General features: G+C 40.7%; 21 protein-coding genes and 1 pseudogene. 8 read left to right on the forward strand and 14 right to left on the reverse strand.

Annotated elements, in window-relative coordinates; translation table 11 throughout:
- Together N7974_RS16275 and N7974_RS16280 are read left to right on the forward strand one after the other, a co-directional pair.
- Positions 1-214, forward strand: a pseudogene (locus N7974_RS16275) (hypothetical protein); the annotation flags it as partial.
- 171 nt (positions 215-385) lie between these two features.
- Positions 386-1,621: a transposase gene (locus N7974_RS16280; protein WP_262966637.1), complete on the forward strand. Its 1,236-nt coding sequence runs from the start codon at positions 386-388 to the stop codon at positions 1,619-1,621.
- Between the two features lie 81 nt (positions 1,622-1,702).
- Here N7974_RS16280 and N7974_RS16285 read toward each other — a convergent pair whose 3' ends face one another.
- Complete coding sequence (locus tag N7974_RS16285; protein WP_262966638.1) at positions 1,703-2,023, reverse strand: aminotransferase class V-fold PLP-dependent enzyme; 321 nt, start codon at positions 2,021-2,023, stop codon at positions 1,703-1,705.
- 257 nt (positions 2,024-2,280) lie between these two features.
- The gene (locus tag N7974_RS16290) at positions 2,281-2,976 is read right to left on the reverse strand and encodes a metal-dependent hydrolase (RefSeq protein WP_262966639.1); all 696 of its coding nucleotides are present in this window, start codon (positions 2,974-2,976) and stop codon (positions 2,281-2,283) included.
- 209 nt (positions 2,977-3,185) lie between these two features.
- Between N7974_RS16290 and N7974_RS16295 the strand changes: the two genes are divergently transcribed.
- The 5 genes from N7974_RS16295 to N7974_RS16315 all read left to right on the forward strand — a co-directional run bounded on the left by N7974_RS16295 (position 3,186) and on the right by N7974_RS16315 (position 9,322).
- The gene (locus N7974_RS16295; RefSeq protein WP_262966640.1) at positions 3,186-4,571 is read left to right on the forward strand and encodes a phosphohexomutase domain-containing protein; all 1,386 of its coding nucleotides are present in this window, start codon (positions 3,186-3,188) and stop codon (positions 4,569-4,571) included.
- A gap of 442 nt (positions 4,572-5,013) precedes the next feature.
- The gene (locus N7974_RS16300; protein ID WP_262966641.1) at positions 5,014-6,147 is read left to right on the forward strand and encodes an efflux RND transporter periplasmic adaptor subunit; all 1,134 of its coding nucleotides are present in this window, start codon (positions 5,014-5,016) and stop codon (positions 6,145-6,147) included.
- The gene (locus N7974_RS16305; RefSeq protein WP_262966642.1) at positions 6,144-6,806 is read left to right on the forward strand and encodes an ABC transporter ATP-binding protein; all 663 of its coding nucleotides are present in this window, start codon (positions 6,144-6,146) and stop codon (positions 6,804-6,806) included. The genes N7974_RS16300 and N7974_RS16305 overlap by 4 nt, the downstream gene beginning before the upstream one ends.
- A gap of 108 nt (positions 6,807-6,914) precedes the next feature.
- Entirely contained in the window at positions 6,915-8,120 is a 1,206-nt protein-coding gene (locus N7974_RS16310) for an ABC transporter permease (protein ID WP_262966643.1), read from the forward strand.
- A 2-nt stretch (positions 8,121-8,122) separates the two neighbouring features.
- Entirely contained in the window at positions 8,123-9,322 is a 1,200-nt protein-coding gene (locus N7974_RS16315) for an ABC transporter permease (protein WP_262966644.1), read from the forward strand.
- A gap of 1,461 nt (positions 9,323-10,783) precedes the next feature.
- Here N7974_RS16315 and N7974_RS16320 read toward each other — a convergent pair.
- The 11 genes from N7974_RS16320 to rpmE form a co-directional block, all read right to left on the reverse strand.
- Positions 10,784-11,251: a DUF411 domain-containing protein gene (locus N7974_RS16320; RefSeq protein WP_262966645.1), complete on the reverse strand. Its 468-nt coding sequence runs from the start codon at positions 11,249-11,251 to the stop codon at positions 10,784-10,786.
- Positions 11,252-11,269: 18 nt separating this feature from the next.
- Positions 11,270-12,334: a uroporphyrinogen decarboxylase gene (hemE, locus tag N7974_RS16325; RefSeq protein WP_262966646.1), complete on the reverse strand. Its 1,065-nt coding sequence runs from the start codon at positions 12,332-12,334 to the stop codon at positions 11,270-11,272.
- A 75-nt stretch (positions 12,335-12,409) separates the two neighbouring features.
- Entirely contained in the window at positions 12,410-13,282 is an 873-nt protein-coding gene (locus N7974_RS16330; RefSeq protein ID WP_262966647.1) for an ATP-binding protein, read from the reverse strand.
- Positions 13,272-14,351, reverse strand: coding sequence for a 3-dehydroquinate synthase (gene aroB / locus N7974_RS16335; RefSeq protein ID WP_262966648.1), 1,080 nt, complete (start codon positions 14,349-14,351; stop codon positions 13,272-13,274). Before aroB ends, N7974_RS16330 begins: the two co-directional genes overlap by 11 nt.
- Positions 14,352-14,356: 5 nt before the next feature.
- Complete coding sequence (aroK, locus tag N7974_RS16340) at positions 14,357-14,881, reverse strand: shikimate kinase AroK (RefSeq protein ID WP_262966649.1); 525 nt, start codon at positions 14,879-14,881, stop codon at positions 14,357-14,359.
- A 380-nt stretch (positions 14,882-15,261) separates the two neighbouring features.
- Positions 15,262-17,574: a type IV pilus secretin family protein gene (pilQ, locus tag N7974_RS16345; RefSeq protein WP_262966650.1), complete on the reverse strand. Its 2,313-nt coding sequence runs from the start codon at positions 17,572-17,574 to the stop codon at positions 15,262-15,264.
- 158 nt (positions 17,575-17,732) lie between these two features.
- Positions 17,733-18,296 (reverse strand): pilus assembly protein PilP, encoded by a 564-nt coding sequence (locus tag N7974_RS16350; protein ID WP_262966651.1) that lies wholly within the window; start codon positions 18,294-18,296, stop codon positions 17,733-17,735.
- Complete coding sequence (gene pilO / locus N7974_RS16355) at positions 18,296-18,916, reverse strand: type IV pilus inner membrane component PilO (protein WP_262966652.1); 621 nt, start codon at positions 18,914-18,916, stop codon at positions 18,296-18,298. The genes N7974_RS16350 and pilO overlap by 1 nt, the downstream gene beginning before the upstream one ends.
- Positions 18,917-18,934: 18 nt before the next feature.
- Positions 18,935-19,501, reverse strand: a complete 567-nt coding sequence (locus N7974_RS16360; RefSeq protein WP_262966653.1) for a PilN domain-containing protein — start codon at positions 19,499-19,501, stop codon at positions 18,935-18,937.
- Complete coding sequence (locus N7974_RS16365; protein WP_262966654.1) at positions 19,501-20,562, reverse strand: pilus assembly protein PilM; 1,062 nt, start codon at positions 20,560-20,562, stop codon at positions 19,501-19,503. The genes N7974_RS16360 and N7974_RS16365 overlap by 1 nt, the downstream gene beginning before the upstream one ends.
- A gap of 597 nt (positions 20,563-21,159) precedes the next feature.
- A complete protein-coding gene (gene rpmE, locus N7974_RS16370) occupies positions 21,160-21,360 on the reverse strand; it encodes a 50S ribosomal protein L31 (protein WP_262966655.1) in 201 nt (66 codons plus the stop codon).
- A 95-nt stretch (positions 21,361-21,455) separates the two neighbouring features.
- Here rpmE and N7974_RS16375 point away from each other — a divergent pair, with 95 nt between their 5' ends.
- The gene (locus tag N7974_RS16375) at positions 21,456-22,223 is read left to right on the forward strand and encodes an exodeoxyribonuclease III (protein ID WP_262966656.1); all 768 of its coding nucleotides are present in this window, start codon (positions 21,456-21,458) and stop codon (positions 22,221-22,223) included.
- 64 nt (positions 22,224-22,287) lie between these two features.
- Here the strand turns inward: N7974_RS16375 and N7974_RS16380 are convergent, their stop codons facing one another.
- On the reverse strand, positions 22,288-23,541 hold the full coding sequence (locus N7974_RS16380) for an AmpG family muropeptide MFS transporter (RefSeq protein WP_262966657.1): 1,254 nt from the start codon (positions 23,539-23,541) through the stop codon (positions 22,288-22,290).
- Positions 23,542-23,603: the final 62 nt, after the last annotated feature.

The raw sequence follows: 23,603 nt of genomic DNA on the forward strand, positions 1-23,603 counted from the left end.
CTTAATGGGGGCGAAGTTGTTTCCTGCTGCATTAGAAATTACTAAAGAACCAGGGGATTTGAAAGCATTTATCGATAAGCTTTATCGGCTCGAAAAGATAGGTGCTATTGCCTCGGCTGAGGATTGGCTGTTAATGCGTGAAGCACGTAATACTTTTTCGCATGATTATCCAGATCTAAGAATTACAAGCGGCGTTATTGAACAAGGCTTATGAGTTGGCAGCACAATTACTCGAAGTGCTTGATGGCATTAAATCATTTTTTAAAGCTTACATGTAACCGCATTCGCTGGTTCCCAAGTCCCAGAGACTGTGAAAGTATTATTGCACCTAATACCTTATAGTTTGCACACCATCCCGTAAAGTTCCAACTTAACAAACACAATCATGTCATCACGTCGCTATCAGCTCATATTAAACCGGCAACAAGAAATGTTGTTACCACCTTGTGTCGATGAATACGTTAACCAGAACAATCCGGTTCGGGCCATTGATGCGTATGTCGACACGCTGGATTTGCAAACTTTAGAGTTTAAAAATACCCAACCAGGCATTGCTGCGGGTCAACCGGCTTATAATCCAGCGGCGTTGTTGAAGCTGTATTTGTACGGCTATTTTCAAGGTATTCGCAGCAGCCGGAAACTGGAGCGTGAGGCCAGCCGCAACCTGGAAGTAATTTGGTTAATTGAGGGATTGCGGCCGACCTATAAAACCATCGCCGACTTCCGTAAAGTCAATGGCGTAGCGTTAAAAGCAGCAAACCGCGATTTCCTGTTGTTGTGCAAAGAGCTTGCCAAAGACAGCGGCGACAAGCAGGTGTCCACCTTTGACAAAGATGCCCGGTTGCTTACCAAGCGCGGGCAAACTGTTGCAGGCTATAATGTACAAATCGTGGTAGACGACAAACACAAGCTGATTGTAGCTGAAGAGGTCACTCAAGACGGCAATGATTTTCATCAGTTAGCACCGATGCTGGCAAAGGCTCAAGCTATCTTACAATCCGAAAACCTGACCGAGCTAGCCGATAGCGGTTATTACGAGGGTAACCAACTTAAAACCTGCGAAGACCAAAGTATTGAGGTTTACGTCGCCATTCCCGACAAGTCAAAAGTTAACGCTGAAAAGGGCCGCTTTACTCGCGAACAGTTCAACTATGACTCGGAACAAGACTGCTATACTTGTCCGCAATGGAATCTATTGATCGCCAGCGGAAATCCGCATCAAAAAAACGGTAAACAGTTGACCTGCTACAAAAGCAAAGCTACAAGTTGTAGTCAGTGTCTGTTACGCGAGCAATGTTTAGGTGAAAAAGCGACTATCAAAAAAATTCAGCGTTGGGAACATGAAGCAGTCATTGACCGCCACAAACAGCGGATGGAACAAAAACCGGGCATTATGAAAAAACGCGGCGCGCTGGCTGAACATCCCTTTGGTACCCTCAAGCATCGCGCCGGCATAAACCATTTTCTAATGCGCGGCTTGGAAAAATGTAGCGGCGAATTTAGCCTGATGGTATTGGGCTACAACTTCACTCGTGTCCTTAATATTCTCGGTGTCGACGCATTGAGGGATTATTGCGCCCGAAGACCAGGAAATACGTTAAGAAACGTGGGTTATGCGTAAAAAATGACGGAGTTTGACCTTATTTGGACAAAAATCAACGGCCATTTCCTGTATTTACCAAAAAATGCTACCGAGGACGGCTTATAATCTGTCTGGACTTTGGATACTTTCACAGTCTCTCCCGCGTGGGAATCCACCAAGCGCAATACCTTTAATCGCCAGATTATTGGCTTCTGTTGCCCCTGAGGTAAAAACCAGATCGCCGGCTTTGCACTTTATGGTCTGCGCTATGTCCGACCGAGCTTGTTCAATTAAGGTATGGGCGCGTTCGCCAAAGCCATGCTGCAAGGATGCCGGGTTGGCAAAGTCACCTTCCAGGGTTAAACATTTACTCATAGCCATAGCAACTTCAGGTGCCATGGGTGTCGTTGCTGCGTAATCGAGATAAATTTGGGTATTCAAGACAAGTTTTATAAGTTGGTCAGATTTTAAAAAATTACTATTAAGATTGGCTAGATTAATCTTGTTCTATTATTAATGGCGTATCTTACCGTGATAATCACTAATTTATTAAGCAACAAGCATGAAATAATTTGAATAGCTTATAAAATTACGGGTTGAGAAACAACAATATAACTTCATCATCTCAGATGCTTATCAAATACAAGTCGTATTCGTGCTTCTGATAGATAAATTGCTATTGTTAGAATATTAGCATTTCATTTCAGGTATCTTGCCGGCGTTAAATAGTTATGCCATTGTGCTCCTTTCCATACTTTGGCTAATGGCGTGGGTGAGGGTGCCATCCAGTAAAGCATCAGGGTAAAAATGGTCATTAATACCGAGGCAGTCATATCGTTATAACTAAATAATTTTAACGCGGTTCCAAAAGAATTTTTCATTCTGGCATTCGATAAATCGACGCTATAGAGTTCATCCAATAGCAAATGTACGATAAATCCCACGGCAATAAAAATCCCGTTTAACCACGCGTGTAAAACACTCCAGCGTAAAAAATGATAACTGATACACGTCATTAACAAAGCAAAAAATACCGCTGCCAATACTGAGTGAAATACGCCGCGATGGACAGTAAGACGATTAAACAGAGCAAATACTATATGTCGAATAAACAGGTAAGTACCTGCAACAATCAGTAATAACGGGTAGGGGTCGTAAGTGTTTTTAAAAATCTGTAGTGCACCTGCTACACCCATTAAGGCCAATACAGTAAACAGCAGTTTTACCGGTCTTGAGTTACTCGCATCAATATCCGGCAATAGTCCGCCCAAGGTACCCAGAAAGACAAGCCAAGGCATATCAGCGCTAGTAATCAAGTGAACATTAACAGCAATTAGTGCGGCACCTATACTGGCAGTTATAGCGATGGATAAATGGGTGTTAAAATTAGCCATGTAAAACAAAGGTCCTTTTCAAATCTAAAAAAATAGTCATTATGACATTATCTAACGATAATTTAAGGCAAATATTGTTAGAATAATCAACTTTATAGGTTTTTTTGACTGGTTATATGAAAATTTTCATCATTTTGTCATTAAAACCTGTACTAATAACGCAGGGCAACTTCGATGTACTGTATAAATTATCAACTTTATAAAATATCATGACTAAATTATTAAGCTGTTTTAAAGCCTACGATATACGTGGGCGCATTCCCGATGAATTGAATACCGATATTGCTTATCGTATAGGTCGGGCTTATGCAGAGAATATTCAGCCAACCCGGGTGATTGTAGGGCGTGATATACGTCTTTCCAGTAACGAAATGGCTGATGCGGTTATTAAAGGTCTGCAAGATGCAGGTGTTAATGTTTATGACATTGGCTTGTGTGGTACTGAAGAAGTTTATTATGCTACTTTTGCTTACATGGATGCCGGTATGCCAATGGATGGCGGTATTATGGTGACAGCAAGCCATAATCCAAAAGATTATAATGGCATGAAGTTGGTGCGTGAACAAAGCAAGCCTGTTAGTGGTGATACAGGACTCAATGATATTAAACTATTGGCCGAAGCCAATAACTTCGCAGCACCGGTAGCGCATCGCGGCACGGTTACCGCTATTTCAATCGGTGCGGATTATACTGAACATTTGTTGGGTTATATTGACCCATTGTCATTGAAACCTTTAAAAGTAGTGGTTAATGCCGGTAACGGTGCCGCAGGACATGCCATTGATTGGCTGGAAGCGGCCCTGCAAAAAACTATGGCGCAACCGTTGGAGTTTATCAAGATACATCATGAGCCGGATGGTCATTTTCCCAATGGGATTCCCAACCCGTTATTAACAGAAAATCGCGATAGTACCATTGCTGCCATTAAAGAGCATGACGCGGATTTGGGTATTGCTTGGGATGGTGATTTTGATCGTTGTTTTGTATTTGATGAAACCGGTCGTTTTATTGAAGGTTATTATATTGTCGGTTTATTGGCCGAGGCCTTTCTTAAACAAAATCCGGGTGCAAAAATAGTCCATGATCCGCGTTTAACCTGGAACACTATCGACATAGTTAACAGTATGTCGGGAATAGCCGTGCAAAGTAAAACCGGCCATGCTTTTATTAAAGAAAGAATGCGTCTGGAAGATGCTGTTTATGGTGGTGAAATGAGTGCCCACCATTATTTCAGGGATTTTTCTTATTGTGATAGCGGCATGATTCCGTGGCTACTGGTGATTGAGTTGATGAGCAAAAGCGGTAAAAAGCTGTCGCAACTGGTCGATGAAAGAATGCGGCTTTTTCCAGCCAGTGGAGAAATTAATCGTACTATAGCCCAACCGGAAGCGGCTATTGAGTTGGTTAAAAAACATTATGAGAAAGATGCTCAAGTTGTTGACTACACCGACGGGTTGAGCATGGAATTTGGTAGCTGGCGGTTTAATTTGCGATGTTCCAATACCGAACCGTTGGTACGCTTAAATGTAGAGTCACGTGGTGATGAAGCATTAATGCAGGCAAAAACCGAAGAGTTATTGGCGTTGCTTGCTTAGGCGATTTCCTGGAAAAACCAAAAGTAGATACTTACTTTTGGTTTTTGTTAGCTAAGTGATTTTTACAAGTTTATACAGTTCCAGATAAGTTGTATTCAATAGTAAGGTGTACTCTGTGCACGTCTTGGTTTTAAAGCCATTGATAATATTTGGCTGTCGGTAGTAAATTCAGGTTATCTATAGGTTTTCAGATGAATAATTTCTAGTCCGTACGGATACCATCCCTTGAAGGGATGGTATCCGTTAGCATCGAAGTTGTTTATCTGAAAGTCTATAGCATTACAATAAACTTGATTTTTGCGATGTTGTCGACAGGAAATAAGTAACGCGTCGGTTTATTTGGTGATTCGTGTTAAAGAATATTGCTGTATAGTCTCGTCATTTAGTTGGCAGGATTATTTCTGCTTAAGGCTACTTATTATAATGATATTTTCTCTTCTCAATGGTCAGTAAAAAACTGCTGGTTATAGTGTGCATTATTGCCATGGCAGCGGTTTTTTTCTTTAATAAACAAGCCAAGCTGATTGACGTTGAAATAGTTCAACTTGAAAAAGGTGAGGTAAGGGCAACAGTTGCCAATACTCGGGTAGGAACCGTTAAAGCGTGTCGACGTTCTTTTCTCGCACCAGCGACAGGTGGACAAGTTGCCAGACTTCATGTCAGGGAAGGCGATAGTGTTAAGCAAAACCAATTGCTAATGGAAGTATGGAACAAGGACCTGAAAGCGCAGGTAAAATTACATGAGTTTCAAATAAAGGTTAATCAGGCGACTGCCGAGCAGGTTTGTCAGTTGGCGGCCGTTGCTGAACGTGAAGCTCAACGTATAATGCTGCAACGAAAACATGATATTGTTTCTGAAGAAGTCTTTGATTCCAAAACAACCAAGGCACGAGCCAAACGGGCATCTTGCAATGCGTCATTAGCGACCATTGCTGTTAGTGAGGCAAATCGCGATGTGGTTGAGGCGGCCGTTGAACGCTCTCTGGTTTTAGCGCCTTTTGATGGCAGGGTTGCCGAAATCAATGTAGAAATCGGCGAGTATGTTACGCCATCGCCTCCCGGTATCCCAACTTTGCCAGCCATTGATTTATTGGATATCAGTTGTTTATATGTATCCGCACCGATTGATGAAGTTGATGCCCCAAAAATAAGAACCGGTATGAGTGCTTGTGTGTCGCTTGATGCTTTTACTGAAAAACGCTGTTCTGGAACGGTAACCCGTATTGCACCGTATGTATTGGAAAAAGAAAAACAGGCACGCACGGTTGAGGTCGAAGTTAAATTAACGGATCCAAATGATATTAAGGACTTGTTACCAGGCTATAGTGCGGATATTGAAATCTTGTTAGCCAGTAAAGAAGAGGCACTCAAAGTGCCCGCCGAGGCGGTATTGGAAAATAATCGGGTATTGTTGATGCAGGTTGATGGTTTATTGGTAGAACGTGAGTTCAAGCCTGGTTTGGCCAACTGGAGTACCGTAGAAGTTTTATCTGGCCTGAATGTGGGCGATAAAGTGGTTTTGTCAGTAGGTCAGGATGGCGTGGTTGTCGGCGCCTATGCACGACAACAAAAATGATACAGCTGAAAAATATACACCGCTATTTTCAGGTCGGCGAACAAACCGTTCATGCCTTAAATGATATTACGCTAACCATCAACAAAGGTGAGTATGTTTCAGTGATGGGGCCGTCAGGTTCAGGTAAATCAACCTTATTAAATGTTATTGCCCTGCTTGATAAACCTTCCTCGGGCAGTTATTTGTTAAATAATCTAAATGTTATCCAGCGTAGTGATGATGAGCTTGCCAAAGTCCGGCGCGAAAATCTGGGGTTTGTCTTTCAGTTTTTTCATTTAATCCCGCGTTTATCGGCTGCTGAAAATGTTGAAATGCCGATGATTTTGGCCGGTGTTGCCGTTAAAGAGCGCAAGCAACGAGTAGCCGATGCATTGGCTTCTGTCAATCTGCAAGATCGATCCAGTCACCGGCCCGATCAGCTTTCAGGTGGGCAGCTTCAGCGTGTTGCCATTGCCCGTGCCATGATCATGCGACCGGAGATATTATTGGCAGATGAGCCTACCGGTAATCTTGACAGCAAATCCGGAATTGAAATTATCGAGCTTTTGGAAAATCTTAATCAGCAGGGTGTTACCTTGGTTATTATTACCCATGATCAGACCTTGGGGGATCGGGCACCGCGACAAATTCGTATCGTTGATGGACAGATAGCGTACTGAATGAGGTATTATCTTTTTAGCTGGTGAGGCTAAAATCACATAAGAATAGTCCATTGATAATTCATGGCTTATGAATAAAGGACTAACAGTTGAGTCAGGTTTACCGTTATGTTGTTTAAAGACACTTTAGCCCAAGCCTTTGGCGCAATTAGTGCCCAGCGTTTACGTGCCGCACTTATTATTCTGGCAATGGCTATCGGTGTCGCTTCAGTCATTGTACTAACTACGCTAGGAGAAAGTGCCCGTAGTTATATTGTTAACGAGTTTGAAGCGCTGGGGACGCATCTGGTGATTGTCTTGCCGGGACGCAATGAAACAACGGGCGGTCATCCACCGCTGTTTGGTGAAACGCCCAGAGACTTAACTTTGGATGATGCCGAAGCGCTGTTTCGTAGTCATCATATTGCTGCTGTTGCGCCGTTGACTATCGGTTCTGCGCCAGTTTCAACACAAGGATTGGAGCGAGAAACCAATATATTTGGTTCGACTTATGCATTAAGACGCGTGCGCCATTTAATGATGGCACAAGGCAGCTTTTTACCTAAAATGGATGTCAATAAAGCCTTGTCAGTTTGTGTGATTGGCCAAACTATACGCGAGCAATTATTTGCCGATCAGCCGGCTCTTGGCCAATGGCTGCGAATCAATGACCGGCGTTTTTTGGTGATCGGGGTATTGGCATCGGAAGGGCAGTCTATCGGTGTCGATTTTGATGAAATGGTGATTATTCCGGTGGCTTCCGCACAGGCTTTATTTGATACCCATTCGTTATTTCGAATTTTGATAGAAGCCAAATCAAAACAATCCATGTATCAAGCGGTTGATGAAATCACTGGCATTATAAAAGCCCGTCATGAAGGTGAAGATGATATCACCATTATTACCCAAGATAGCGTCGTCAGTACCTTTGATAAAATATTAACGGCGTTGACGTTGACCGTTGTCAGTATTGCCGGCATCAGTCTGGTTGTTGCCGGTGTTTTGGTGATGAATGTTATGTTGGTCAGCGTTACCCAACGCACAGCTGAAGTTGGCTTGCTAAAAGCCTTGGGAGCAACCCAACGTCAATTACACTGGCTGTTTTTAACAGAAGCCGCGATGTTATCGCTGGCTGGTGCTTTGTTGGGAATAGCTTTGGGTTTGGTATGCATTACTATACTAACGACCCTTTACCCGGATTTTCCCGTTCAATTACCGGTTTGGGCACTGCTGGCCGCATTGGCTGTATCATTGTTTACCGGTCTGCTGTTTGGTGTATTACCGGCCAGAAAAGCAGCAAAGCTTAATCCGGTTGTCGCATTGGGCAAGCGATAATCATGCGTACTGCAGATTTACTGGCTTTGTCATTTCGAACCATTACCAGTCATAAACTACGATCCTCATTAACGGCTTTGGGCTTGATTATCGGCATAGCTGCCGTAGTTATTCTAACCTCGATAGGACGGGGGATTCATACTTTTGTACTCGCCGAGTTTACCCAGTTTGGTACTAATCTGGTGACTATTTCTCCCGGGAAAAAAAGTACTTTTGGTTTGTCAGGCGCAACCATAAGTACGGTTAGACCACTTAATTTGGCGGATGCAGTCAGCTTGTGCCAGCTGGAAAATATTATTGCCGTGGTGCCGGTAGTGCAGGGCAATGTTCGTATTGAAGCGGACAACAAGCAGCGAAGAACTAATGTGCTGGGTGTTGGTGCCTCAGTGCCCGAAGTCTGGAAAATAAAAACTGTCAGTGGGCGATTTTTACCTACTGGTGAGGTCACTAATTCACGTGCTTTTGCTGTGTTGGGCAATAAGTTAGCCAGTGAGTTATTTGGCACCAATAATCCGCTCGGTAAACGGATAAGAATTGGCACTGACCGGTATCGGATTATTGGAGTAATGGAAAAAAAAGGCCAGTTGTTGGGTTTTGATATGGATGACACCATCTATATTCCGGCAGCAAAGGCATTGGAATTGTTCGATCGGGAAAGTCTGATGCAAATTGATTTACTCTATAAAAATAGTGTTTCTGTTACCAGCATACAAAATGCCATTAAAAAATTATTGATTTCGCGGCACGGTATGGAAGATTTTACTTTGGTCTCACAGAAACAAATGCTCGAAAAAATGGACTCCATCTTGAGTATTTTAACCTTGGCCATTGGTGCTTTGGGTAGTGTTTCTTTAGTGGTCGGATCAGTGGGTATTCTGACAATAATGACTATTGCCGTGTCTGAAAGGATTTCAGAAATTGGTTTGCTACGAGCTTTAGGGGCAGAGCGAAGCACTATTTTTCAGCTTTTTTTATGGGAGGCGCTGACGCTAAGTATGGTTGGTGGTGTTTGCGGCGTGTTACTGGGCTTGTTTACTGTGCAAATTCTTGATGCCATGCTTCCGGCTTTACCTGTGCAAATCGCCTGGGGATATATCGCCACGGCTTTTATGGTGTCATTGCTTATTGGCATTGTCGCCGGTGTTATTCCGGCAATAAAAGCGGCCAAATTGGAGCCGTTGGAAGCTTTGCGTACAGAGTGATTTTATCAGTGCTACGTTTTAAAATTTTATATTACTTGATAATAGAAACTTTATTATAAGTAAGTTTTTATCCCCTAAATATACCTTTTTTAAAGATAGCTTCTGATAGAGTGGAAAATTTTTTTAGCTTAAATCCAATAATGTATGCAGTAACAGATAGGCAAGCAATCAAGGGAGTAGCTATTTTTGCGAAAGATTCCCCCGGGCTTCCTGCTAGAAAAATAAGCAAAAAATTACGCAACCGCCAATGCCTTCGGCTGCCTCGATTCGTCCTCGTCACCTCATTTCAACCTAACAAGGGGGTGAAACGAGGTTCCAAATGACTTAACGCCGTTTCGTAAAGCCTGCATTTCCACTACGCTACGCTTCGTGAAAACACGCGCGGCTATCGCGGACTAAAAATCTTCACTTCGCTGTCGCTCCGTTTCCAATATTTTCAGCGATCATAGGCTAAATATCACTGTAGGAGCGGGCCATACCCGCGATATTTGAGCGGCAATGTTTGGTTTTAACTTCTTCATCGCGGGCATTATCGGTTCCTATAGATTTTCAGAAATTAAACTTCTAATTCATATCATTATAAGCTCACACAGATAACATCCCTTGAAGCATAGCTATCTACACAACTTTATAATAAAAACAATGAGTTGCAGAATCGCCAAGCCCCCTCTCTTGTTGGAGAGGGCTGGGGTGACGACTGCACGGATGCAGGAGGTAGAGCAATGCAGGTGCAATTGCCGAGGTGAGTAAAATCAATCAGTTACATTCCCCTAATCCCAACCTGGAACCCTCGCTTCGCTCTCCCTTTGGAGAAGGAGCTGTAGGACTTGTGTAGATACCTATGCCCTTCAAGGGATGGTATCTGTCAACATCGAAATTATTTATCTGAAAATCTATTTATGAAAAAATTACAGTAGCCTGTTTGGTTATCGTCCTGATTGGATTGGTAACCAGTAACATTGTATGGTCAAGAGATCGAGGCCATGGCGGTGGAAGGTATCATCGTGGATATGGTAGCAGATGTTATGGCAGAGCGGGGCAGGGAGGATATGGTCACAGAAACCATTATGGTAATTTAGGTTTTTATTTCAAGGCACCGATTTACCCTTATCAGCGCAGGCAAGCCCCTTATTATCCGCCGACTGTAATCACTGTTCCGGTAACGCCACAGGTCTATATCCAACAACCTCCGGTTGCACAACAATATCCGGAAAATTATTGGTATTACTGCAACTATCCTGAGGGTTATTATCCTTATATTAAAGACTGTCGGAGCAACTGGAAACAAGTTAAATCAACACCACCCCGTTAAGTTTTGTTATGTTGCCGAGTACTCTTTTTTCCCGTTTCTTGATGATATGACTGTTCAAGAAATTTTTCTCTCTGGCTGTTTAATTTAGATGATTAAAATCACCAATAATTTAATCACTTACAACCAACAAAAAATATTAATTGATTCACTTACTGCGTTCCCTGATAGCTGTTAAAAACTTCATAGTGATTTTCTTTATCGAAACTCATCACTTTATAGGAATCTTTATTGTCGCCCATTTCCATTCCGGGAGTCCCTTTGGGCATTCCAGGAACAGCAATGCCGGCTAATTTTGGTTTGGTTTTTAATAGAGTCATGATGTCATTAGCAGGTACATGACCTTCAACAACATAACCATTGACTACTGCCGTGTGACACGAAGCCATCGACCCTGAAACACCATATTTTGTCTTTATTGCCTGGACATCATCAGTGACGACGTCGTTAACAGTAAAATTATTTTTTTTCAGATGTTCCAGCCACTTGCCACAGCATTCACAGCTTGGACTTCTATAAACCACAATATCAATTGGTTTGCCGGCATCAGTAACGTCGGCCTTAATACCCGTATTAAAAATCAGCAAAGTCATGACCAGTAAATTATTTAATATTTTCATAGGTACCTTTTGTAGTGATTATTGATGATAAGCAGGACTGTATTTATGTACCGCATCAACCATGGCTTTAACATGATCAGGATTAATGTCCGGTAAAATACCATGACCCAAATTAAAAACATGTCCGGAACCGGAACCGTATTTTTGTAAAACGGTTTTTACTTTTTCAGAAATAATTTCTGGCTGTGCATAAAGTGCGACCGGATCCATATTACCCTGCAAAGCAACTTGGTCACCGACTCTGGCACGTGCTTTTTGTAAATCTGTTTGCCAATCCAGACCCAACGCGTCATAACCTGCATCAGTCATGGCTTCCAGCCAAAGTCCGCCACCTTTGGTAAATAAAATGGTAGGGATTTGTTGTCCGTCGACATCTGTTTTAAGTAAGGCTTTAATTTGTTTGGCGTAATATAATGAAAATTCAATATAATCCTCAGATGTCAACATCCCGCCCCAAGTATCAAACAACATAACCGCCTGGGCACCGGCTTCGATCTGGGCATTCAGGTAAGCTGCTACCGATTGTGCCAGCTTATCCAGCATGGCATGTAGTAGCTTGGGTTGTTCATACATCAAACCTTTAACTTTTTGAAAGCTTTTGCTGCTGCCACCTTCAACCATATAAGTTGCCAAGGTCCAGGGGCTTCCTGAAAAACCGATTAACGGTACACTGCCTTGTAATGTTTTCCTGATTAATCGAACGGCATCAACCACATAACGCAAATCAATATCCGGATCAGGAATGGGCAATTTTTTAATATCTGCAGCTGTTTTTACAGGGTATTTAAATCGGGGGCCTTCACCTTCAGTGAAATAAAGCCCTAATCCCATAGCATCAGGAATGGTTAATATATCCGAGAATAAAATAGCGGCATCAAAATCAAAGCGCCGCAGAGGTTGCATGGTCGCTTCACAGGCTAACTCCGGATTGGTACACAGATTTAAAAAACTACCTGCTTGCTCCCTGAGTTTTCTGTATTCCGGTAAATATCTTCCTGCCTGACGCATCATCCATACCGGTGTACGATCAACAGGTTGTTTTAAAAGAGCTCTGATAAAGATGTCGTTATTTAATGCTGTCATTAGGTTTTTTTATAAAGGTTTAAAATAGTCTGCAATTGAAAAATGCCGGTTTGGATAAGCTGTTTATTCTACAACTTATTTTTTAATGTCAACTGATTCCTGAGTATTCGAAGGTGTTGCCAATAATGGTTTACTGTTATATTCAGAAGAACTAAACCACTGAATACCTAGGGCTAAAATAATTAGTCCCAGCACACCAGCAATAAGAATCCATAAGGAATTATTATTTTCGCCGGTATTTTTTAACCCCGGTAAGTTACCAATAATTCTGCCCGGAATACCGTGTGTTTCCAGATAAACATTTTCTATCATGGCATCACTAATGTCATTAAATGCTATGGGTGAACGGGGTTTTATAGCCAGATACTGTAAAAAATCACCGCATTGTTTTTCTGACAAGGGCGGTATTTCAATTAAGTGACAATCATCAATGGCACTATCCGAGCTGTTTTTTATAGACAAGTCATCATGTGTCAGCACAAAAATAACGTGTAAAGCAGGCTGTTCTTTTACATAGCTAATCAGTGTATTGATCAGACCTGGCTTTAAATATCCGGCTTCATCAATGATTAAAATTATTTTTTTATGTTGATTTTCAAGTAGAGCAAAAGCGCCTGATAAACTCTGGTTTTTTTGCCTGGACTTATTATCGGTAATAACGCTGACTATATGTTCATGAATCTTTTCGATACTTAATGTTGTATTGCCCAGGATTGGACAATACAGCCATGAATCAAGCTTGCGTTCTTGCAATACGCTTAGTAATGTTGATTTACCGATACCTGACGGACCGCAAACAACAAGGGCTTGATTTGAATTGGACAGTAGGTGAATGACTAATTCCAGCTTTTGAGTTCGCTCCTGAGTGATTAAGGAGTGAAAAACCCTAGACTGCTGATCAATCAATGATTTTTTTTCATGATACGTAACGGTATCATTATCTACCATAGGTATTAAGTGTCTGTATTAATAATGTTTTATCGACATCAATAGGTAACGTGGCAGCCCCTATTTTTGTTAATAAAATGAGCCTGATTTGACCATTAACATTCTTTTTGTCAACGGCCATCAACTCTAAAAACAGATCCGAATCGAGTTGTTTCGGTGGATTGACAGGTAAGTTGCATTTTTTAAACAAACTAATGATTCTTTCAACATCGCCATCATTTAACCAGCCTTTTCTTCTGGAAAGATCCGCAGCCTGGCAGGTCCCTATCGCAATCGCTTCGCCATGAAGATAAGTGCCGTAACCTGCACCGGTTTCAATGGCATGGCCAAAAGTATGGCCTAAATTTAATGTCGCTCTAACGCCGGTTTCAGTTTCATCTTCAGAGACAATCTCGGCTTTATTAAGACATGACCGCTCAATGGCATAAGCCAAAGCTTGTTTGTCTCTGGCCAATAGAGCATTAATATTATTTTCCAGCCACTCAAAAAATTCAATATCCCTGATTAAGCCATATTTTATAACTTCAGCCAACCCCGCTGATAATTGCCGATCATCCAACGTATCCAAAACATCGGCATCGGCAATAACACATTGAGGCTGATAAAAAGCACCAATCATGTTCTTACCCAACGGGTGATTAACTCCGGTTTTTCCACCTACTGAAGAATCTACTTGCGCCAGCAAGGTAGTGGGTATTTGCAAAAAAGCAATACCCCGTTGGTAACAGGCCGCCGCAAAGCCACCCATGTCGCCAATCACGCCGCCGCCTAAAGCGATCAATGTTGCATTACGACTAAATTTACCAAGCAATAATTTATCAAAAATACGCGAAACAGTTTCTAATGTTTTAAATTGTTCGCCATCTGGCAATATGACTGTTTCAACATCAAATTTACATAAGTTTTTTAAAACCTTATCCAGATACAATGGGGCAATGGTTGTATTGGTTACAACAATAACCTGGCGAGCTTTAATATGTTGTGTGTATAGTTCTGCTTGATTTAATAAATCCGAGCCTATATAAATTGGGTAACTGCGGTTACCCAATTCTACCAGTAATTTTTTCATCTGAGTTAACGGTTAGCGGATCTATATTCTTCAAGGATACTGCTAACAACAGCTTTGCTTTGCATAACGCCGGTATCAATTATGAAGTCAGCACAGGATAAATAAAGATGCTCACGCTGTGCGAATAAATTTTCTATACGCTCTTTAGGGTTATCTGTTTTCAACAAAGGCCGCTGTGTATCTCTACGTGTCCGCTCCAATATCCTTTCTACTGAACATTGCAAATAGACAATAAAACCATTTTCTTTTAATAAACGACGGTTTTCTTCACGTAAAATGGCACCGCCACCGGTGGCTAATACAATGCCTTCGAGCTCGGTCAATTGCTGAATCATTTTTTGTTCACGATCCCTAAAGCCTTCTTCCCCTTCAAATTCAAAAATAGTGGGAATGTCTACTCCTGTGCTTTCTTCAATGGCTTTATCACTATCGTAAAAAGGCACAGTCAGTGATTTTGCCAACTGACGACCTATCGTGGTTTTTCCGGCACCCATAAGGCCAACTAAATATATATTTTCTGATCTTGTCATCAAAATACCGTGCTGATTTAAAATCTCCCCTTTTAAGAGGGGCTATTAAGATTTGATAGTCCTGGGAGAAGGGCTATCGTTATTAAATATCGCTTTATTCATGAAAAATTAAACCTATTGAGAGAGTTATCTATCAATGAATTATCATTCAATCAATCAATGAAATCAGGATATGGATTGAAATTTTAAGGCAACGCAGTTCACTATTAAAACCCGATATAAACCTATGCTTATATCGCCAGGTAAAAAAAATTTTGCGTCTGCCATAGGTAATCTATCAATTGGCATTAACCTGATTTTTCAATTCCGTATTGTATTATAAGATTAAAACATAAAAAAAGGGGAGGATTATCCCCCCTTTTTACTATAAGTAGAAACTATCAATTGCTTGCAGCATTATCTTTAATAATTTTTGGGGTAATAAAAATCAATAATTCCTTTTTATCATCTTGTTTGTAGGTTTTCTTAAACAAAAAACCTATACCTGGTAAATCCGCAAAAAAAGGTACTGAACTTGTGTTATTTAATAGTGTACCTTCAAAGACCCCGCCTAATACAACCGTCTCTCCATCCATCACTTGTACCGTGGTTTCAACTTGCCTTTTTGTAATAGGTGGTTGGCCGATAACGACTACTTCCGGCTCATCTTTGGTAATATTCAAGGTCATGGAAATACTGCCACTAGGCGTTATTTGCGGTAGCACATCAAGTTCCAGTAAGGCATCAACAAATTGGGTATTGGTTCCTGTATTGGCACTTGAACTTTGATAAGGGATTTGCTTGCCTTGTTTAATTTTTGCGTTACAGCGATCAGTCGTCATGACTCTTGGATTAGAAACCAGTTCGCCTCTACCTTGATCTTGCAAAGCGGATAACTCCAGATTAAGCACGTAATCGGCACCTCTGGCCAGGGTCATCCCTAATGCCGCCGGAGGACTACCGACAATGCCTGCAGCGGCCAGATCTACCAAGGCATCGTTAACAATAGCGGTACCATTGATACTGCCTACTGTACCACCCACTGGATTGGCGGAGCCTACTGTTCCTGAACTGGTTCCAAATTTAACATTGTTTCCTGCTACTCCAAATCTGACCCCCAACTCCTGTGCGAAACTGCTACTGGCAATAACTATTCTCGATTCAATCATCACCTGACGAACCGGTACATCAAGTTTACGGATTAGTTTTTTTGCTTCTTCGAGGCGTTTTGAAGTTTCGCGGACAATCAGGGTGTTGGTTCTTGCATCAACTACTGCAGTTCCACGAGAAGAGAGCATGGCAAATTGATCATCCTTATTTATCATTTGATTGGAAAAATTTGTTTTACCAGATCCTTGCCCTTGAGCTTGGGCTTGAAATCCAGCACCTTGTGATTGTCCTGATGCTTGCCCAGTGGCTTGCCCGCTAGACATAGATCCTACAGATCCCGTTGTTTTAGGAATTCCACATGATCCAAATGCCCCAGTATCAAGCCCGTTTAACAAATTTCTAAAATTTTCAGCCCGGGCATAATTTATTTTGATATATTCAGTCACCAGTGGATCTAGTTGCTCGATTACTGCTGCCGTTTCTTGTTGCTGTTCTTTATAATCCTTAATTTTTCCCACAGGTGCAATTAACGTGACAGTACCTGATTCAAATTTTTCCAGTCCTTTGGTCATCATAATGAAATCCAAGGCTTCATCCCAAGGTACATCATCCAGTTTTAAGGTAATAGTTCCGCTTACATCATCACCTGCAACCACATTTTGTCCGGTAAATTCGGCAAGAATAGCAATAACACTACGTATTTCAATTTCCTGAAAGTTTAAAGATAATCGATCACCGATATATTTTACCCGTGTTTTATCCAAGGCTTCTTTTTCTTCTGTGCTTAACGGTCGAAATTCGATCGTCAATAAACCTTCAGATTGAAACAGTGAATAATCGTAGAGATCATTTTGCGGCGTGACAGTAATCGTGGTTTGCCGGATTGATGATGTCGTATCAATAAACTTGATCGGCGTTGCAAACTCGGATACATCCAATCTTTTTGCCATGTTTTCAGGTAAACGGGTGTTTAAAAGATTAATCACTACTTTCCCCCCTTCCTGTTTCGAGTTAACGACAGTATTGGGGTTGGCCAAAGAGACGATTATGCGTGCTTCACCCTTATCACCGCGTTTAAAATCAAACCCACTAATAATCTGCTCGGGAATTAACGATGCCACGACTGAATTGGGATTTGTTGTAGTAACCGGTATTTTGGGTTTTTCAGTTATAGGAATTACGCTGGCAGGAGCCATTGTCTTTGTGGGCGTTAAAGTTAATAAGACTTTATTGCCAACTATTTTGGTTTCAAAGGGTATTGATTCATTTAGATTAACGACGACACGCAATCTATCTGCCGCTTCCGCTATATAAATACTATTTGCCACGCCCTGGTTTACCGGAATCATCTTTTTATTAAGTGCGTTTTTAATGCCAGAAAAATCGAGAGCAATTCGTGCCGGATTATCAGTTTGAAATACTTCAGGTTTGACAGCAGCACCATTCATTTCAAGTTGTATTTGTAACTTATTGCCTGCCAATAGAGCGAAGTTGACGCCGGTAAGCGCCAAGTCACCGGCTCTTACCGGCATAATTTGCACCATAAACAAAAATAAGCCCAAGCCTATGCCGATACCTAATGGACGCTCAATTTTGTTCAACATGATAGCCAATCCTGCTCTGGTAATACGTGTATCAAATAAAAACAGTAACAGGGATTATCCTGAGTCTTTCGGCTATACCCGGAAAGCTTTTTTTGACGTATGAATTTTTCGAAATTATAGCGTGCACATTCCATAGTATTCAATTTTTATCCTCAAAGTTACTCTGTTAACGTGAGTGATGTTTGTTGCTCACGCCATGATCCTTGTTTATCAGCAACTATTTCCATGAGTTCGATTTTATCAAGACTTATGCGTATGATTTTGCCGTAATTATTACCCATGTAGTTGCCAACCTGAACTCTATGAATCGTGCCATCATCTGCTTTTATCAATCCCCATAAGTTTGATTTTATGGAAATAGTACCCACCATTTTTAAAACTTCCAAAGGAAATGCCTCAAGCTCTTCTTTACGACGGGTGATATCGGGCTTTATACCACCACCAGTCGATAACTCCGCCAAAGCATTTTTTTGTTCAGGCTGAATCAGTGGTTTAAATGGATCTCGCAGGCCTTTAGGGTTAAACATAAAAGTTTCAACAACTTTAATTTCAGGTAATGGGGGTATTGCCCCTTTAGGTTCAGACTTGATTTTTGAAATATATTGCTTTAAGTCAGAAAAATCATCACCGCCACAACCTCCCAAACAAAGCGAAAAAAACAGACAAGCTATTTTTAAAAAATAGCGGCTCGGGCATATACAAAGCAATTTAGATTTTAACACTACTTTCGATCTCTTTTTTTCTTGGCGCCTGTGCCTGTTACAGAAGCCACATCTCCCTCGTTATAAGTTTTTACTACTGCAGTCATCAATAGACTGCCATCTTTTCCTTCAGGCACAATATTGACATCGTGTAGTGTGACAATTCTTGGTAAGGCTGCTAAACCACTGACAAACAAGCCAAGTTCTTCATATTTTCCGGTAACCTGTATCTTGATCGGTAACTCTGAATAAAAGTCTTTTAGAATAGGGGTTTCCGGCTTAAATAGCTTAAATTGTAAACCACTTGCCAATCCTGTTTGTGAAATATCAACAAGCAGGTTGGCAAGTTCGTCTTCTGTCGGCATTTGCCTGATCATTTCATCCAATGATGTTTCAATTTGTGTTAATTGATCTTGAAAGTCCGGAAGGTTGACGGCTTTTTTTTGTTTATCTTCAAATTCACGCTTTAAAGCCAGTTCATTTTGCTCTGCACTTTTAAGTCTTGTTAATTGGTCTAGCGTGTCAAAATAAATCCCTACACCGATAACCACAGAACAAACAAATAACAATATTGCCGCTTTAACGGGTAATGTCCATGTGCCTATTGCTTTAATATCCCAATCAATTTCCGACAGGTTCATAAATACCTTTGTTTTCAGTTACGGGGTTATTTTTTCTTGCGTGGCATGTAGCGTAAAATCACTTAATTGTTCAATATCATCTTTATCAGGCAACGACTTGTCTGACGATTGAATTACAGTCAGCCCTGGAGTTTGTAGCCAAGGCGATGCTTCTATTGCTCTCATAAAGGCAGAAACACGAGCATTTGATTGTGATTTTCCTTCAAATATCAATTCTGACCCGGATTGAGAAAATTTAGTCAGGAAAATACCATCCGGTGTCATCTTGGGGATTTCATCAAACAGATGCACAATTTCCGGACGGCTTTCTTGTAGCTTTTGAATAAGATCTATTTTAGCCAACAATTTCTTTTTTTTTTCTTCAATACTCCTGATGTCGATAATTTTTTTATTTAATACGATGATTTCGTTTGATAGTAATTGATTTCTTTGTTCTTGGTAGGTATTCAAGCCTTCGATATAGGTATGAATCGTACCAAGTATAATAAAACCAGCCAGAACCGATAAGACTATGGCGTTAAAAAATTCATGTTGTTTCTTTTTTAATAACTCTTTCCGCCAAGGTAGTAGATTAATTTTTGTCATTAATCAAAGCCTCTTAATGCCAACCCACAAGCAATCATCATTGATGGCGCATTGTTACTTAAAAAATCAGGCTTTATTTTATGCGATAGAGTCATATTTATAAAAGGGTTGGCTATATAGACAGGTACTCCCAAGTTGTTTTCAACTAATTTGTCAATACCCGGTATTAAAGCGCAACCTCCAGCCAGAACAATGCTGTCAATACTTTTATTTGCACTTGAGGATACATAAAATTGCAGTGATCTTTGAATGTGCTGAACCATTGATTTTTTAAATGGGTTAAGTACATCGACTATATAGTTGTCCGGTAAACCGCCCTGTTTTTTTGCCAAGCCGGCTTCTGCGTAAGAAAACCCGTATCGGCGCTGAATTTCTTCGGTTAGTTGCTTACCGCCAAAACCGTGTTCATGTGTGTATACAATATTGCCATCATGTAAAACAGTTAATGTTGCCATGACCGATCCTATGTCTGCAATGGCAACAGTTTGAGGCTCTGTTGAGCTTACAAAATGGGCGGATAATAATGCAAAAGCATTTTCCATAGCAAAAGATTCAACATCGACAATACTGGTTTTTAATCCCGCTTTTAATAACGCTTCAACTCGGTCATCAACATTTTCTTTTCTGGATGCGACTAGTAGGACATTGACCATTTCAGGATTGTTGTCATTAATCCCTTGTACTTCAAAATCAAAATTAATTTCTTCAAGAGAATAGGGCACATATTGATCTGCTTCAATCATGATTTGTTCTTCCATTTCATTTTCAGTCAATGAGAATGGCATCGTTATGATTTTTGTCATAACAGCAGATCCTGAAACAGCAACCATTGCTTCACTTACTTTTGATCCAGACTGTATTAAAGCAGTTTTTATTGCTTCTGAAATGATAGTAACATTCGCAATATTTTTATCAATAAGAGCATCTTGATGTAATGGTACTACAGCAAAACTTTCCACTTTGTAGCGAGTACCTGTTTTGCTCAATTCCAGTAACTTTACAGCCGCCGCACTGATATCAATACCAAGAACAGTATTTTTTTTCCGATTAAACCAGCTCATAATGCGCCTTTAAGAACTTGATTATTGATGTGATCTACGCCTTATAAAACTTATTTTTCATAGTATTAGTTTAATGCACTATAGGCGAGCTTAAAAAGTTTTTATTTTGGTATTTACTTTATATCAAATAAATTAAGATTATTTGCCAATAATACCAACTTATTTATATTCTTTGATAATAGAAACTCTATTGACTGTAGAGAAGAAGTGTAATGAGAATAAATATCTTTTTAAAAGATATTGGAGGCTACTACGCTAAAATTGATGAAGTAATTTAATGGAAATTATTAAATTAAGGGCTATAAAGCTTGTTAACAATTATTATGCAAGGAGGATAGTTTATTAAGCATTTAATGTGACTACAATCATATAAATAGACATAGTACATCAGCGAGACAGTCTAATGCTTTAGTTCTATAGAAAATAGATAACCACGTACATCAACTATTCGTTGAAAATAGTTGATGTACGGTGTAATTCTGCTCATTATCCGCATATAAGTAAGTACTTTTACATTCGATCACGACTATTTTGATAGTACACGCTCTTTTTAAAAACATTTGAACTATAAGCGAAACTTTAAAGCGAGAGATTTTCTTATTTTCCGTATTTTTTACGGAATTTATCAACACGACCCGCTGTATCAACAACGCGTTGCTTGCCTGTATAAAAAGGATGGCATGCAGAACAAACCTCTACCTGCAAATCCTTACCTAATACAGAACCGGTTGTAAATGTATTACCACAACCACAGGTCACAGTAATTTGTTTATATTCTGGATGAATTTCTGGTTTCATATTACTTACACTTTACCTACAAAGAGACTACATACATATTAAAGAACCCCGTATAATACGTTTTTCATTAGCAATTGGCAACCCTTGTTAACTTTATGCGTGTGATTACTTTAAATGCCAACGGCATTCGTGCAGCAGAGCGTAAAGGTTTTTTTACCTGGATGCAACAGCAAGATGCCGATATTATTTGCCTGCAAGAAACAAAAGCACAAATACACCAACTTGACAGCAAGCCTTTTTATCCACAGGGATACCACTGTTTTTATCATGACGCCGAGAAAAAAGGCTACAGTGGTGTGGCACTTTATTGCAGGAAACAACCCGATAAAATTATTAATGGGTTAGGCTGGACTGATACCGATGCTGAAGGCCGTTTTATTGAAGCGCAATTTGGTAACTTAAGTGTAATTTCGATTTATCTACCTTCCGGTTCTTCAGGAGAAACAAGGCAAGCTTTTAAATTTAGTTTCATGGAGCGTTTTATGCCTTATTTACAAAGATGTGCACAAAATAACCGTGACTACATCATTTGTGGCGACTGGAATATTGCTCATAAAGAAATTGACTTAAAAAACTGGCGTGGAAACAAAAAGAACTCGGGCTTTTTGCCCGAAGAAAGAGCCTGGCTGGATGAGTTATTTGTAAATGATGAGTGGTCGGATGCGTTCAGACTTATTAATCAGGAAGCAGAACAATACACTTGGTGGTCAAATAGAGGCCAAGCGTGGGCAAAAAATGTAGGGTGGCGTATCGATTATCAAATAATTAGTACCAATTTAAAAGATAAAGTTACTGCCACATCTATTTACAAAGATGACCGTTTCTCTGATCATGCGCCGTTAATTATGGACTATGATCTGTAAAACCAGCTCACTTGATATTGCATTAAAAAATTAATTGATCGAGAATATATTTTTATATCAGGTGTTATTCAGTACCCGTTGGCTTGCTTACTTCATTCCAAGGTGCGACTTTAAGCAAAAGCAACATCCCAGGAATCGCTATAGCAAAGCAAAACAGAAAAAAAGTTACCCAGCCCAACCATTCAACCAAATAACCGGTAGCGGCATTGGCAAAGGTGCGTGGAACCGCTGCCAAGCTGGTGAATAAAGCAAATTGGGTTGCCGTGTAAAGAGGGTGCGTGGTGTGGGCAATAAAAGCCACAAAAGCCGCAGTGCCCAAGCCTACGCCCAAAGCTTCAATACCGATGGTCATAGCCAACCATGGCAAGCTGTGACCAACTGTTGCAAGCCAGGCAAAGCCTAAAATAGCAACCATCTGCACCAAACCAAAAATCCACAGAGCACGATTAATACCCAGCTTTATCATCCATACACCACCGAGTAATCCACCAATGACACTTGGCCATAAACCGGCGTTTTTGGCAATCAGTCCGATTTCAGTTTTACTAAAACCCATATCAAGATAAAACGGTGTTGCCAATGCCGTCGCCATACTATCGCCCAGCTTATAAAAAAAGATGAAAGCAAGCACAATGCAGGCTGATTTAATGCCATTACGATTAATAAACTCTTGAAAAGGCTCTACTACTGCAGCCTTCAGTGTTTTAGGTCCACCATTTTTAAGTGCTGGCTCACTCACAAAAAGGGTCATGGCAATGCCTGGCAACATAAACAAGGCAGTAATAATAAATACACTATTCCATGGTAAATAATCTGCCAAAATAAGTGACAGGGAACCAGGAATAAGGCCGGCAATTTTGTAAGCATTAACGTGTATGGCATTACCCAAACCCAGTTCGGTATCCAGTAACAACTCACGTCGATAAGCATCCAACACAATGTCTTGTGAAGCACTAAAAAATGCGACCACGCCAGCCAAATAAGCTATTGTCCATAAATCCAGACCAGGATGAAGTGCACCAAATGCGGGAATGGATAGTAATAATGCCAGTTGCGATATAAAAAGCCAGCCGCGCCGACGTCCGAGTGGTGGAATATAGCGATCAAATAGGGGAGCCCAAAGAAATTTCCAGGTAAACGGCAGTTGAATCAGTGCAAATAAGCCTATTGCCTTAAGATTTACGCCTTCTGAACGTAACCACGCAGGCAACAGAGCAATCAAAATATACAGGGGTAGACCCGAGCTAAAGCCCGTGAATATGCAAATGAGCATGCGCTTGTTGAGCAGTACCCGCATGATGTTTGTGTTATCGCTCACTGGACACCTATAAATTACAAGCTTTGTTTATTGAAATAAATTTACTACGAAGATACGAAGTA

It is taken from the genome of Methylobacter psychrophilus, assembly GCF_025583945.1.
In the GTDB taxonomy this organism is placed as follows: domain Bacteria; phylum Pseudomonadota; class Gammaproteobacteria; order Methylococcales; family Methylomonadaceae; genus Methylobacter_C; species Methylobacter_C psychrophilus.

Coding starts and splice junctions, on each gene's coding strand:
- N7974_RS16280 (WP_262966637.1), top strand. CDS start 386: ATGTCATCACGTCGCTATCAGCTCATATTAAACCGGCAACAAGAAATG.
- N7974_RS16290 (WP_262966639.1), bottom strand. CDS start 2,976: ATGGCTAATTTTAACACCCATTTATCCATCGCTATAACTGCCAGTATA.
- N7974_RS16295 (WP_262966640.1), top strand. CDS start 3,186: ATGACTAAATTATTAAGCTGTTTTAAAGCCTACGATATACGTGGGCGC.
- N7974_RS16300 (WP_262966641.1), top strand. CDS start 5,014: ATGGTCAGTAAAAAACTGCTGGTTATAGTGTGCATTATTGCCATGGCA.
- N7974_RS16305 (WP_262966642.1), top strand. CDS start 6,144: ATGATACAGCTGAAAAATATACACCGCTATTTTCAGGTCGGCGAACAA.
- N7974_RS16310 (WP_262966643.1), top strand. CDS start 6,915: ATGTTGTTTAAAGACACTTTAGCCCAAGCCTTTGGCGCAATTAGTGCC.
- N7974_RS16315 (WP_262966644.1), top strand. CDS start 8,123: ATGCGTACTGCAGATTTACTGGCTTTGTCATTTCGAACCATTACCAGT.
- N7974_RS16320 (WP_262966645.1), bottom strand. CDS start 11,251: ATGAAAATATTAAATAATTTACTGGTCATGACTTTGCTGATTTTTAAT.
- hemE (WP_262966646.1), bottom strand. CDS start 12,334: ATGACAGCATTAAATAACGACATCTTTATCAGAGCTCTTTTAAAACAA.
- N7974_RS16330 (WP_262966647.1), bottom strand. CDS start 13,282: ATGGTAGATAATGATACCGTTACGTATCATGAAAAAAAATCATTGATT.
- aroB (WP_262966648.1), bottom strand. CDS start 14,351: ATGAAAAAATTACTGGTAGAATTGGGTAACCGCAGTTACCCAATTTAT.
- aroK (WP_262966649.1), bottom strand. CDS start 14,881: ATGACAAGATCAGAAAATATATATTTAGTTGGCCTTATGGGTGCCGGA.
- pilQ (WP_262966650.1), bottom strand. CDS start 17,574: ATGTTGAACAAAATTGAGCGTCCATTAGGTATCGGCATAGGCTTGGGC.
- pilO (WP_262966652.1), bottom strand. CDS start 18,916: ATGAACCTGTCGGAAATTGATTGGGATATTAAAGCAATAGGCACATGG.
- N7974_RS16360 (WP_262966653.1), bottom strand. CDS start 19,501: ATGACAAAAATTAATCTACTACCTTGGCGGAAAGAGTTATTAAAAAAG.
- N7974_RS16365 (WP_262966654.1), bottom strand. CDS start 20,562: ATGAGCTGGTTTAATCGGAAAAAAAATACTGTTCTTGGTATTGATATC.
- rpmE (WP_262966655.1), bottom strand. CDS start 21,360: ATGAAACCAGAAATTCATCCAGAATATAAACAAATTACTGTGACCTGT.
- N7974_RS16375 (WP_262966656.1), top strand. CDS start 21,456: ATGCGTGTGATTACTTTAAATGCCAACGGCATTCGTGCAGCAGAGCGT.